Origin of the sequence: Streptomyces sp. NRRL S-646 (genome assembly GCF_000720765.1) — a bacterium.
Taxonomy (GTDB): domain Bacteria; phylum Actinomycetota; class Actinomycetes; order Streptomycetales; family Streptomycetaceae; genus Streptomyces.
The window spans coordinates 404398-416805 of the sequence record NZ_JODC01000007.1 but is presented as its reverse complement, the minus strand read 5'-3'; the positions used below and the strand labels follow the sequence as shown (position 1 = coordinate 416805).

Sequence of the window (12408 nt, the reverse complement as noted above, 5' to 3'; positions counted from 1 at the left end):
CGGCTGCCTGTTGCCGGTCGGTCTTAGAGGCAATGCAGGGATTGCCTCTAGGCCTTGATTGGTGCGGCCGACCTGGCGGCCTGCTCGATCTTCGCGCAGTAGGCCGCACGGGCTTCCTCGTCGATCTGCTGCTCGTTTTCGGCGCGCAGCCCGGTCCGGCCGTCGAGGCCCTCGCGCAGGATGTCGGCGTGCCCGGCATGCCGGATGGACTCGCCGAGGACATGGACCATGACGGCGAACAGGTTCGTGTTGGTATAAGGCTCCGGCCACCACGGCACGTGGCCGGGGGCGTCTAGGGGAAGCTCGTTGATCGTCGCGTCCGAGTGTTCCCAAGTGCGCCGGTAGAACCCGATGATCTGATCGCGCGTCTCGTGCTCGGTCGCCCACAGATCGCTGCCGTTGGAGTGGTCCTGCCACCGGCACAGCGGTTGCGGGGAAGGGCGGTCGAAGACCTCGCCGAAGTACCTGGCCTCGACGTTGGCCACGTGTTTGACCAGGCCGAGGAGGTTGGTCCCGGTCGCTGTCAAAGGTCGGCGGGCGTCGTATTCGGACAAGCCGTCGAGTTTCCAGAGCAGCGCCTTGCGGTCCCGCCGCAGTCTCCCGTGCAGGTTGTCTTTCGCGAATTCATCGATCATGCGGCATGAGCCTGTCATGGGCTGTTCCTGGTCTCAAGATCCCGGACGTGGTCCGCAACGACCGGCAGAGCCGAGGCTTGGTGACCGGCGGTCGTCCTCTGCGCCGCCCACCGTGCGCGCCCGCTTCCCGTGTTTTTGGTTTTCCTGATTTCTGTCACAGGCGCGGGGCGGCCGCGGTCAATGAAGCAGATGCAGCGGCAGCGGAGCAACGGAGGCCCAAGGATCATGCATCATGAATCGTCCCTTGCGACGACTGACGACCTGGACGAGGCAGTTTCCGTCTTCGTGCAGCACCGCAGGAGCCTCTTCGGGATCGCCTACCGCATGCTCGGCAGCGCGGCCGAGGCCGAGGACGTGGTCCAGGAGGTGTGGCTGCGGTGGCAGAAGACCGACCGCTCGGCGGTGGTCAACCCCAGGGCCTTCCTCTCCAGCGCCGCGACCCGCCTGGCCATCAACGTCGCCCAGTCGGCCCGCGTGCGGCGGGAGACCTACATCGGCCCCTGGCTGCCCGAGCCCGTCGACACGAGCGCGGACCCGGAGGTGGGCGCCGAGCGCGCCGAGGCCCTCGAAATGGCGCTGCTGCTGGTGCTGGAGAAACTGTCCCCCACCGAACGCGCCGCGTACGTACTGCGCGAAGCGTTCGACTACGCCTACGCGGAGATCGCCGACATCCTCGAGCTCAGCCTCGTGAACGTGCGGAAGATCGTGAGCCGTGCCCGCCGTCATCTGTCGGGGGAGCGGCGGGAGAGCGTTGAGGCAGACGAACACCGGCGCCTGCTGAGCGCCTTCGTCTCGGCGGCCCGGACGGGGGACGTCGCGTCACTGGAGGCCCTGCTCACCGTCGATGCCGTCAGCCTGTCCGACGGCAACGGCATGCGGGGCTGCGCCCGGATTCCCGTGCTGGGCCGTGCCCGGGTGGCCCACCTGGCGACCTACCGGCCGTTGTGGCGGGAGGCGGAGGTCGGGCTGGTCGACGCCAACGGCCTGACGGGCGTGCTGCTTCACCGGGACGGCGAGCCCACCGCGTTCATGACGATGGCCGCCTCGAAGGAAGGCATCCACCAGCTCATGTGGGTGTTCAGCCCAAGCAAGATCGCCGCCTTCCTCGACTCGCGTACCCGCTTCTCAACTGCCGCTGCTCTCACGCCGGATGCGATGGATTCCAGGACAGCAGTTTGTCGGGGTTGAGCACGACCCGGACCCGGGTGACTCGGCCGTCGGCGGCATCGAGGCTGATGACGGCGCCGACCTGGCGGCCGTAGCGGACGAGGAGGCCGGTACGGCCGTTGACGGAACGGGTGGCCAGGGTGGTGCGCGGACGGTCGGCCAGGAGCGTCAGCAGGCTGTCGGGGACCCGCCGGCTGCCGTGGCCGGCCCGGTCAGCGCCCGTGCCTCGCCGCCCCCGTCGAAGAACGCCGTGACGTGCGAGCACAGCAGTGACGCGAGCAACTCGCCGTTCTGCGTGACGCACGCCCGGCGCACGGCATGGGCGACGGCATCCTGTTGCTGGGGTGTCGTGGGCCGCGAGCGCTGCACCCGCAGCCACCGCCTGGCCCGGTCGGCGAGTTCGGCGACCTCCGGTTCCGAGCGGCCCACAAGGGCGGCGACCGTGCGGGGGCCCATCCCGAAGGCGCGGAGCACGAACACCGCCCGCTCGACCGGCGACAGCGACTCCAGCGCGTTCAGCACGACCCGGCCGGCCTCGTCCTTCCCTCTCCTCGGCCGCGCCCGCTGCTCCTCCTCGCGCGCGGCCTTGCCCCGGCCGGGCAGGGCGAGCCGGCCCAGACAGATCCCGCCCACGGTCTTCGCCGGCCATGACCGGGGAACCGTGATCTGCCGTCGCGTCGTATCGGACAGCCCCTACCACCGGCGACAGGCCTCGTCGACCGTGCTCTCCGCCGTGCCCGGGGCGCTCAGCATCCATGGGGCGACATCCAGCAGAAAGCGACGCTCCTGTCCCGCACGCATGGTCCGTTGACCGGCACACACCATCAGGGCGGGACGGCCGCGAACCGTCCTGCCCTTTGTCCGCAGAGGAAGGGCCCTTGGGAGACGGTTACTTCTGCTGGGCAAGCCAGTCGGCGAACCTGGTCTCGGCAATGTGCGCGTCCGACCCCGGCAGAAGCGTGTTCTCCGTCAACTCCGCACCCCAGTACGTCGCCTGAGGGTCCGTGACGACCGTGCGGGGGTCGTCGTGAGCGGCGAGGGCCATACGGATGAACTCCTCGAGCCGGAACGCCTCCGGACCCCCGACCTCCACCACGCCGTCCGCCGGGGCGCCGACAGCGGTGCGGCCGACGGCCGCGGCCACGTCGTCGGAGACCATGGGCTGGATCTTGGCCTCGGGCACCCGCACGGTGTCGCCCTCGGTCATCCCGTCGGCGAGCCCCTTCCCGAACTCGAAGAACTGCGTGGCGTGGACGATGGAGTAGGGGATGCCCGCCGCCTTGATCAGGTCCTCCTGCACCTGCTTGGCACGGAAGTAGCCGCTCCCCTGGAGGCGGTCGGTGCCGACCACGGACAACGCCACGTGGTGCCGGACGCCGGCCTCGGTCTCCGCCTTCAGCAGGTTGGTCGTGGAGGTGCGGAAGAACTCCATGACGGCCTCGTCCTCGAAGGAGGGCGAGTTGGAGACGTCGACCACGACCGACGCGCCCTGCAGGACGTCGGCCAGCCCGTCGCCCGTCAGCGTGTTGACGCCGGTACCGGGCGCGGCCGCGACCGCCTCGTGCCCGTGCTCGCCGAGCCTGGCGATCACCTTCGAGCCGATCAGCCCGGTCCCACCGATCACTACGACCTTCATGACGGAATTCCTCTCCGGTTTTTCCTGATCTCTGTACGAGATGCCGTACGAGATGCCTGTACCAGAGGAGACAGAGCAGGGCCTGCTTTTGTGACAGCTGCCTATTCGGTGCCGCCGCCGTCCAGGGATGCCATGTACGGTGCCAGTTTCTGCGGGTTCATGACCCACATGATGCGTTCGATGCCGCGCTCCGAAACGTCCAGGGCTAGCAGCGCCACAGCCACCCCGTCGGCCAGGACGAGCACGGCCGGGCCGCCGTTGGCCTCGACCCAGCGGACGCCCTTGTCGGGCCAGAACCGCGGGGCGAAGGCGGCCAGGTACTTGGAGACACGCAGCCGGCCCATGACCGGGATCCTGGACGCCCCGCGGATGCCTCCACCGTCGGAGTAGCTGACCACGTCCTCGGTGAGCACGTTCTCCAGCACGGCCAGATCGCCGGTCTGTGCCGCGGCGAGGAAGACCCCCATCAGCCGTCGGTGCGCGGCGGCGCTGACCGGCCGTCGGCGGTCCGACGACAGCCGCCTGCGGGCACGGCTGACCAACTGCCGTGTGTTGGCCTCGCTCGTCTCCAGCATCTCCGCGATGTCCTGGTACGGATAGTCGAAGGCCTCCCGCAGCACATACGCGGCCCGCTCCACGGGATTCAGCTTCTCCAGCAGGAAGAGCACCGCCAGGTCGAGCGCCTCGGACCGCTCGGCGCCCAGAAGCGGATCCGCGCCGGTGTCGACCGGCTCCGGGAGCCAGGGCCCGGTGTACGACTCGCGCCGCACCCGGGCCGACTGGGCGAGGTTGATCGCCAGACGGGCGGTGACGGTGGTCAGAAACGCCCTGGGCTCGCGGACGGCGGCGCGGTCGGTGTGCTGCCACCGCAGCCACGCCTCCTGCAGTACGTCCTCCGCCTCCGCGGTGCTGCCGAGCACGCGGTAGGCGATGCCGAAGAGCTGGGGACGCGCCGCCACGAACACCTTGGTCGCCTCGTCGAGGGAGTCCGTGTCGTCCCCGGTGCTCATGCAGCCCCCTTCGGTCTCTCAGAGCATGTCATGGCTGTGCGGGCCGTACGGCCACGGCGGATGGAGCGGCCCGTGGTGTCACAGATCCACACCGAGCCCGGTCATCCCTGAGAAACACGGATGCCATGGAAGCCATGGCGCCACCGATGTGTGGAGGTGCGGCACGATGGCGAACGACGAATCGGCGCAGGGGACCGATGTGCGGTCACGTTCGGAGGGCTGGAAGACCGCGGTGACGGTGCTGCAGGACGCTTCCCCGCTCTCCGTCCCCGAGGGAGCCTCGGGGATGACCATTCTCGTCGAGTGGGAACCGGGAGACCCGGGGAGCCCGCCACACCGTCACCCGGGACCGGCGTTCGGGTACGTCCTGGAGGGTGCGGTGCGTTTCGAGCTGGAGGGCGAGCCGGAGCGGGTGATCGAGGCCGGCGGAACGTTCTGGGAGCCGGGCGGCGACGTGATCCATTACCAGGACGGCAACGCACTGGCCGACGCACGGACCCGGTTCGTGGTGACCATGCTGTGCGCGCCGGGCCGGCCGATGCTCACGCTGGTCGACGAGGCGGAGCTGGAACACCGCGCCCACCTGCGCGCACCACGCCCCACCGACTGAACGCCCGTCCAGCTCCCCGGCCTTCGCGCACTCACGCCTCTCCGACAGGCGAATCACTCGCCCCTTTCCGACAGCCGAAGTGAGAACACCCATGCCCCAACCGGAAGTTGACGTCGCCGAGACACCTTCCACTGCACGGATCACGAGCCTGGAAAGCCTCCGTGAGCACCTGCAGTGGGCGATCGAACTGGAACACGCCACCCTCCCGCCCTATCTCTGCGCCCTCTACTCCCTCGACCCGTCGAGCAACCCGGACGCCGTCGAGGCGGTGGGCGGCGTCTTCGTCGAGGAGATGATCCACCTGGCGCTGGCAGCGAATCTCCTCAACGCCGTTGGTGGCCAACCGCGCCTGGACACACCGCAGATGCTGCCGCCCCACCCCCGGCCCCTGCCGCACGGCGACCGCTCCCTGCAGCTCTCTCTCGTCCCGTTCGGCCCGGAGGCGCTGAAGATGTTCCTCCGCCTCGAACAGCCTGCGCTGCCGGGCGCTCCGGCCGAGGGCGACGACTACGAGACGATCGGCCAGTTCTACGACGCGATAGGGAAAGGGCTGCGTCATCTGTGCGCCGGACTCGGTGAAAAGGAGGTCTTCTGCGGCGACCCCACCCGTCAGGTCACCGCGGGTCCCTTCTCCCACACCGGCGGACGACTGACGGCGATCAACGACCTCGCCTCGGCCCTGGCGGCACTGGAGGAGATCGTCGAGCAGGGCGAGGGCACGGCACGCGGCGAGGTCTGGGACGGCGACCAGGACATCTTCCACCCCGACCGCGACGAGGTCTCCCACTACTACCGCTTCCAGGAGCTCAGACTGGGCCGGCGCTACCGCCGCGGCGACACACCCCGGTCCGGCCCCACGGGTGAGGCGGTCGCCGTCGACCTCACCGCGGTCCGCCCCATGCGCCCCAACCAGCGCATGACGGACCACCTTTCGGGCAGTCCGATCCGCACCGCGCAGCAGGATTTCAATCGGACCTACTGCGGCATGCTCCACCAGCTGGACCAGGCATTCAACGGCAGCCCGCAGATGCTCGGGGCTGCGATCGGCATGATGTACGCGCTCAAGGCGCAGGCCCAGCGCCTGCTGGAGATGCCGGACGGCGAGGGCACGACAGCCGGCCCGACCTTCGAGTACGTCGCCCCCGAGGCACGCGGGTGAGCGGCGACGCGCGCCTCCGATCACGGCGACTCGCTCACCTACCGCCCGGCGTCGCCGACGTACCCGGTCGCCTATCGTCCAGACATGGACTCCGCTGCCTCACCTCGCGTCCTCGTCATCGGGCTCGATCCATATCGGGTGCCCGGGCCGTGGGATCCCGAGCCGGTGGCCAAGGCGATCGATGCGGGACTGGCCAAGTTCGCCGAACACGGCGTGGGCGTGGAGTCCTGCCTGATCGGCCTCGACGGAAGTGACGACGTGGAAGCGGTCGTCGGGGACGCGCTGAGAGCCCACCCGTGGGAGTGCGTCACCATCGGCGGTGGCCTGCGGCACTCGGACGATCAGGTTGAACTCCTCGAGCAGGTGATCAACTTGGTTCGGCGGCACGCTCCCGATGCCGCCATCGCGTTCAACGGCACCCCCGCCACTACTTACGAGGCCGCTGCCCGTTGGCTCGAGTGACGACTGCACCAGCGCCAAGGGCTGCGAGCCTCAGCCCCGCCCGATCTGCAGCTCCGCCCACCGGCTGGACCCGGCCGAGTGCACGTGTACGCCGCACCGGGTCGCGAGTGCGGTGACGATGGCGAGGCCGCGGCCGTGCTCGTCCGGGTCGAGGGCGGAGGCGGTCAGCCCTGCCGGGCTCACCGGCCCCATGTCGGTCACCTCGACGCGTATGGCTCTGCACCTGTCCACCTCGCTCCGCGAGAGGGCCAGCGTCGCCGGGGGCAGGGCGTGGACGATGGCGTTGGTGAGCAGTTCCGAGGCCACCAGCAGTACGTCTTCGGTGAAGTCCGTGGCCAGGTTCCAGCCGGTGAGGATCTGCCGTATGTGGTGGCGTACGGCCGAGACGGCCCCCGGCGCGTGCGGCAGCGGAAAGACGTGTTCGGCTTCCCCGCGGGGCGCGGCATCGAGCTGCGCTGCTGTCATGTGTCCTCCTCGGGGAAACGTTGGGGCCTGCAGTCCGGGCGTGATGCAGGCTAAGGAGGGAAATACCGGCGGTCAATGAACATCGGTCGGCATTACCGAACGACAGTCCCAAACCGGCAAAACTCGGACTACCATCGCTTCATGGCCGGCCCAGTCCAGTCCATAGAGCGAGCGGCGGCGATCCTGCGCCTGCTCGCCGGCGGATCCCGTCGGATGGGACTGGGCGAGGTTGCGTCCTCGCTGGGTCTGGCCAAGGGCACCGCCCACGGAATCCTGCGCACCCTGCAACATGTGGACTTCGTGGAGCAGGACCCGGCGACCGGAAAGTACCAGCTCGGGGCGGCTCTGCTGCACCTCGGCACCAGCTATCTCGACGTCAACGAACTGCGTTCGCGCTCCATCAACTGGGCCGACGCCCTGGCCGCCCGCAGCGGGGAGGCCGTACGCCTGGGCACGCCCCTGGAGGGCAGGGTGCTCGTCATCCACCATGTCTTCCGGCCGGACGACACCCTCCAGACCCTGGACGTCGGTGCTCTGCTGCCCTTGCACGCCTCCTCGCTCGGCAAGGTTCTGCTGGCCTTCGGGGTCACGCCGCTCGACGCGATGCTGGAGGCCGCACCGGAGTCGTACACCCGGCACACCCTGGTCCACCCGGAGGAGCTCAACCGGGCGCTGGCCGAGATACGGGATCTCGGCTGGGGCGCCGAGGTGCAGGAAATGAGCATGGGCGAAGCCGGCATCGCCGCGCCGATCCGGGGGCAGGGCGGTCTGGTGGTGGGTGCCATCGGGGTGTCCGGCGCCGTCGAGCGGATCTGCGACACCAAAGGCCGGCCTCAGCCGGCCCTGATCACCGTGCTCCGGGAGGCGGCACGTGCGATCTCCAGAGACCTGGGCGCGGCCCGCTGGTAGGTCCCCAGCACCTCCGCGACACATCGGAAGGCAGGGCCGATCATGGTTGAGCGGTATGTGATGTCCATCGACCAGGGCACCACCTCCACACGATGCATCCTGTTCGACCACAGCGGACGGCTGGTGTCGGTCGCCCAGCGGGAGCACCAGCAGTACTTCCCGCGGCCGGGCTGGGTCGAGCACGACGCCGTCGAGATCTGGCGCAACCTCCAGCGCGTGGTCCCCGAGGCACTGTCGAACGCCGGCGTCGACGCGGGACAGATCTCGGCCATGGGGATCGCCAACCAGCGCGAGACGACGGTGCTCTGGGACCCGCGGACCGGGGCCCCGCTGGTCAGGGCCATCGTCTGGCAGGACACCCGCACCGCCCCGCTCGTCGAGGAGCTGAGGAAACAGCCCGGAGACGAGTTCTTCCTCGAACACTGCTGCCTGCCCCCTTCGACGTACTTCTCCGCGCCCCGCATCCGCTGGCTGTTCGACCACGTCGACGGGCTGGAGCAGCGTGCCCGGGACGGCGAGGTGCTCTTCGGCACGATCGAGAGCTGGCTGATCTGGAACCTCACCGGTGGCACGGACGGCGGCCTGCACATCACCGACGCCACCAACGCCAGCCGCACCATGCTCATGGACATCCGGACGCTGACCTGGGACGACGCCCTGATGGACTTCTTCGGCGTGCCGCACTCGATGCTCCCGGAGATCCGCTCCTCGGCGGAACGCTACGGCGAGGCCCGCTCGCTCCTGCCGGGCGTGCCCATCACGGCCGCCCTCGGCGACCAGCAGGCGGCCCTGTTCGGACAGACCTGCTTCTCGCCCGGCGAGGCGAAGTGCACGTACGGGACCGGCAGCTTCCTGGTGATGAACACCGGCACCGACCTCGTGCGCTCCCAGCACGGGCTTCTCACCACCGTCGCGTACAAGATCGCGGACCAGCCCACGGTGTACGCGCTGGAGGGCCCGATGGCCGTCACGGGCTCGCTCGTCCAGTGGTTCCGCGACCGGCTGGGCCTGATCCACAGCGCACCCGAGATCGAGACGCTGGCCCGCACCGTCGAGGACAACGGCGGCTGCTACATCGTCCCCGCCTTCTCGGGTCTGTTCGCGCCCCACTGGCGCAGCGACGCCCGCGGCGTCATCGTCGGCCTCACCTCGTACATCACCAAGGGGCACCTGGCCCGGGCCGTCCTGGAGGCCACCGGCTGGCAGACCCGCGAGGTCGTCGACGCCATGAACGCCGACTCCGCGCTCGCCCTGAAGCAGCTCAAGGTCGACGGCGGCATGACCTCCGACCATCTGCTCATGCAGATCCTGGCCGACGTGCTCGACGTTCCCGTCGTACGGCCCCTGGTCCACGAGACGGTGTCGCTGGGCGCCGCCTACGCGGCGGGGCTCGCGGTCGGCTACTGGCCGGACCTGCAGGTCCTGCGCCGCAACTGGCACATGGCCGCCCAGTGGCTGCCGGACATGGATGCCGGACGGCGGGAGTGGGAGTACGCCAGCTGGAAGCGGGCAGTCGAGCGGTCCCTGGGGTGGATCCAGCCGACGAAGCGGTCGTGACGTGCCGGTGTCAGGAGGGCGGGGGACTGGTGCCGGTCCCGCTCGGTGGCGGGGTGGACGGCGGGTCCGTGGGAGCGGGCGGTTCGGTCTCGCTCGGCGTGGGCGTAGGGGGAGCAGTGGTCGCAGGGGGCGTGCTCCGGGGCGGCGTGGGTGTAGGCGTCGTGGGGGCGGGAGTCGTCGGCCCGTGAGTGGGGGGCCTGGTGTGGCTCGGCGGGTTCGCGGGGTGTGGCCTGGCCTCGGTTCGCGGGCTGTGGGTCTGTGCGGGCAGCTTGAGACGGAAGTCGTCCACCGGTCGGCCTCTCAGCGCGGCGGTCATGTAGGCGGTCCAGATCCGGGTCGGATAGGAGCCGCCGTTGACCCGGCTGATGCCGGCGGCGTCGCCGAGCGACATCCGGGTGTGGTCCTTGGGGTTCTCGGCGAACATGGCGACCGACGTGGTCAGTTCGGGGGTGTAGCCGACGAACCAGGCGGAGAGGTTGTTGTCCGTCGTACCGGTCTTGCCGGCGGCCGGCCGGCCCAGAGCGGTGGCCAGGTAGCCGGTCCCCCCGGGGCTGACGACGCCCTTCAGCACCGAGGTGACCTGGTCGGCGGCGGTGCGGGAGAACGCCCGGGTGGCCTCGTGACGGGGCAGGTCGTACGCCTTGTTGTCGCGGGTGAGCTTCTGCACCGCCCACGGGGCGATGTGCCGGCCGTGGTGGTCGAAGGTCGCGTACGCGCCGGCCATGTCGAGCGCACTGGGCGTGGCCACGCCGAGGGTGAGGGCGGGTGTGGCGCCCATGTCGGGCGTGTCGGCGGGGAGTCCGGCCGCGACGGCGGCCCTGCGGACACGGGCGAGACCGGCGTCGGCGCCCTCCTGCGCGTACACGGCGTTGACGGACTTCATCATCGCCGTACGCAGACTGATCCGGCCGTAGTCGCGGTCGTCCTCGTTGGGCGGGCAGTAGTGCAGTCCGCGGGGCAGGCCCTGCACGCAGTGGCGGCTGGTGCCGTCGTAGCGGGTCCGGGGGGTGATGGCACGGCCGTCCTGGGTGATGGCGTGGTGCTGCAGTGCGGCCGCGAGGTCGAACGGCTTGAAGGTGGAACCCACCTGGAGGTCGTGCCGAACGGCGTCGTTGTAGGGCCGGACGGCGTAGTCGGGTCCGCCGTAGGCGGCCACGATCCGTCCCGTCGACGGGTCCACGGATGCCGCGCCGACCCGGATGGACCTGGCCTTACGCGTGTCCGGCAGCTTCCGCAGCCCCTTGCTCACCGCGGCGACCAGCGCGTGCTGGTCCTTCTTCACGAAGGTGGTGGTGATCTGCCAGCCGCCCGAGCCGAGCGTGGCCTCGTCGACGATGTCGTTGTCGACCAGGTACTTGCGGGCGATGTCGATGAGGTACCCGGCCTGGCCGCCGACACCGGGCGTGGGCCGGGGCGCCCGGGGTGCCGGGAAAGTCATTCCGGCGCGCCGGTCCTTGTCCAGGTAGCCGAGGTCGACCATGCCGTCCAGGACGTAGTTCCAGCGGGCGACGGCCGCGGCTCTGAGGGCCGGGGTCGCCGTGGAGACGTCGTAACTGCTGGGTGCCTTGAGCAGCGCGGCGAGGTAGGCGCTCTGAGGAACGCTCAGCTGGGAGGCGCGGATGCCGTAGTAAGCCTCTGCGGCGGCACGGATGCCGTACGCATTGCGGCCGAAGTAACTGGTGTTCAGGTACCCGGCCATGACGGAGTCCTTGCTCTGCGTCTCATTGACCTTGATCGCGATGATCGCCTCCTTGACCTTGCGGTCGAGGGTCTGCTCGCGGGTGAGGTAGTAGTTCCGCACGTACTGCTGGGTGATGGTGGAACCACCCTGCAGCCCTTTGCCGGTGACGGTGCTCCAGGCCGCGCGTAGGATGCCGCGGGCGTCGACGCCCTTGTTGGAGTAGAACGTCCGGTCCTCCGCGGCGACCACGGCGTGCTGCATGGCGACGGAGATCTCCGAGAGCGGCAGCGACTCGCGGTTGACCGCGCCCGTGCGGCCGATCTCGGTGCCGTCGGCGTAGTAGTAGACGTTGCTCTGGCTCACCGCCGCGGCGTTGGGGTCGGGGACCTGGACGGTCACGTACAGCGCGAAGAACGCCGCGACCGCGAGCAGCACCATGGTGAGCAGGCTGCTGAGCACCATGCGCCAGGTGGGAAAGATCCTGCGCCACCAGGGCATCGCCTCGCGTGCCGCCTTGCGCAGCAGCCGGGCGCGTCGGCGCGTCTGCCGCGCGGTGCGCAGCTGCCTGCGCCAGGCGGCGACGGCTCTACCCGTCGTCTTGCCGTCCCCCTTGTTCATACCTGCGCCGTTCTTCAGGCCGGCAGGGTCGGGGGGTGCGCCTCGGGGCGCGTACCGGACGCGGCGCGCCGCTCCGAAGTGCCGTAAATACCACTAATGGAATAGCAATTTCCCCTTTGTGGCCGAACCATGCCTGTGACGGTGGTTTGTGGGGGCAGCTTCCCGACAGGGCGGGTCGGGTCCTCGACCGGTGCCCGGCACGACGAACAGCCCCCTGGTGTGCGAGTTCCTCCGGGGCGAGTCCATCATCGGCTTCGCCGACACGCGTGCCGAGGCCGGGGAGTCGCTGATCATCCCCCTGTGGCACAAGACCCATGCCGCGACGCGCAGTCACTACCGGACCATCAGCGCCCGCGTCTCCGACGGACCGCGTGCCGACGAGATCGTCGTCATCGCGGCCGCCTCGACCGGCCCGCGCCCGCATCGCCGGATCGGGGACCGCCTGACCGGCCCCGTCGTGACCACGGAAGCCCTGGAGGTAATTCCCTGATGAGCGTCC

General features: G+C 69.8%; 13 protein-coding genes. 7 read left to right on the top strand and 6 right to left on the bottom strand.

The annotated features are described in order from the left end of the window. Positions 1–47 precede the first annotated feature (47 nt). The gene (locus IH68_RS0117270; RefSeq protein ID WP_030935897.1) at positions 48–635 is read right to left on the bottom strand and encodes a DinB family protein; all 588 of its coding nucleotides are present in this window, start codon (positions 633–635) and stop codon (positions 48–50) included. A gap of 225 nt (positions 636–860) precedes the next feature. Between IH68_RS0117270 and IH68_RS0117265 the strand changes: the two genes are divergently transcribed. Continuing rightward, positions 861–1823 carry an RNA polymerase sigma-70 factor gene (locus IH68_RS0117265; RefSeq protein WP_051833515.1) on the top strand — a complete coding sequence of 321 codons (963 nt, stop codon included), beginning with the start codon at positions 861–863 and terminating at the stop codon, positions 1821–1823. A gap of 147 nt (positions 1824–1970) precedes the next feature. Here the strand turns inward: IH68_RS0117265 and IH68_RS58030 are convergent, their stop codons facing one another. From IH68_RS58030 to IH68_RS0117250, 3 genes are all read right to left on the bottom strand, one after another. Continuing rightward, a complete protein-coding gene (locus tag IH68_RS58030; protein WP_234341400.1) occupies positions 1971–2435 on the bottom strand; it encodes a sigma factor-like helix-turn-helix DNA-binding protein in 465 nt (154 codons plus the stop codon). 256 nt (positions 2436–2691) lie between these two features. Further along, positions 2692–3438 carry an SDR family oxidoreductase gene (locus tag IH68_RS0117255; RefSeq protein ID WP_030935891.1) on the bottom strand — a complete coding sequence of 249 codons (747 nt, stop codon included), beginning with the start codon at positions 3436–3438 and terminating at the stop codon, positions 2692–2694. Between the two features lie 101 nt (positions 3439–3539). After that, positions 3540–4448 carry an RNA polymerase sigma-70 factor gene (locus IH68_RS0117250; RefSeq protein ID WP_030935888.1) on the bottom strand — a complete coding sequence of 303 codons (909 nt, stop codon included), beginning with the start codon at positions 4446–4448 and terminating at the stop codon, positions 3540–3542. A gap of 166 nt (positions 4449–4614) precedes the next feature. On the opposite strand from IH68_RS0117250, the gene IH68_RS0117245 reads away from it, so the two are divergent. The 3 genes from IH68_RS0117245 to IH68_RS0117235 all read left to right on the top strand — a co-directional run bounded on the left by IH68_RS0117245 (position 4615) and on the right by IH68_RS0117235 (position 6679). Next, positions 4615–5058 (top strand): cupin domain-containing protein, encoded by a 444-nt coding sequence (locus IH68_RS0117245; protein WP_078912493.1) that lies wholly within the window; start codon positions 4615–4617, stop codon positions 5056–5058. A 91-nt stretch (positions 5059–5149) separates the two neighbouring features. Next, entirely contained in the window at positions 5150–6217 is a 1068-nt protein-coding gene (locus IH68_RS0117240; protein WP_030935882.1) for a ferritin-like domain-containing protein, read from the top strand. A gap of 84 nt (positions 6218–6301) precedes the next feature. Next, positions 6302–6679, top strand: coding sequence for a hypothetical protein (locus IH68_RS0117235; protein ID WP_030935879.1), 378 nt, complete (start codon positions 6302–6304; stop codon positions 6677–6679). A gap of 30 nt (positions 6680–6709) precedes the next feature. Here IH68_RS0117235 and IH68_RS0117230 read toward each other — a convergent pair whose 3' ends face one another. Further along, positions 6710–7144, bottom strand: coding sequence for an ATP-binding protein (locus IH68_RS0117230; protein WP_030935876.1), 435 nt, complete (start codon positions 7142–7144; stop codon positions 6710–6712). A gap of 141 nt (positions 7145–7285) precedes the next feature. Between IH68_RS0117230 and IH68_RS0117225 the strand changes: the two genes are divergently transcribed. Together IH68_RS0117225 and glpK are read left to right on the top strand one after the other, a co-directional pair. Further along, positions 7286–8053, top strand: coding sequence for an IclR family transcriptional regulator (locus IH68_RS0117225; RefSeq protein ID WP_030935874.1), 768 nt, complete (start codon positions 7286–7288; stop codon positions 8051–8053). A gap of 42 nt (positions 8054–8095) precedes the next feature. After that, the gene (glpK, locus tag IH68_RS0117220; protein ID WP_030935871.1) at positions 8096–9610 is read left to right on the top strand and encodes a glycerol kinase GlpK; all 1515 of its coding nucleotides are present in this window, start codon (positions 8096–8098) and stop codon (positions 9608–9610) included. 10 nt (positions 9611–9620) lie between these two features. Here the strand turns inward: glpK and IH68_RS0117215 are convergent, their stop codons facing one another. Beyond that, a complete protein-coding gene (locus IH68_RS0117215; RefSeq protein WP_051833513.1) occupies positions 9621–11909 on the bottom strand; it encodes a transglycosylase domain-containing protein in 2289 nt (762 codons plus the stop codon). Positions 11910–12099: 190 nt separating this feature from the next. Here IH68_RS0117215 and IH68_RS0117210 point away from each other — a divergent pair, with 190 nt between their 5' ends. After that, positions 12100–12399, top strand: coding sequence for an amino acid synthesis family protein (locus tag IH68_RS0117210; protein ID WP_267883733.1), 300 nt, complete (start codon positions 12100–12102; stop codon positions 12397–12399). Positions 12400–12408 lie beyond the last annotated feature (9 nt).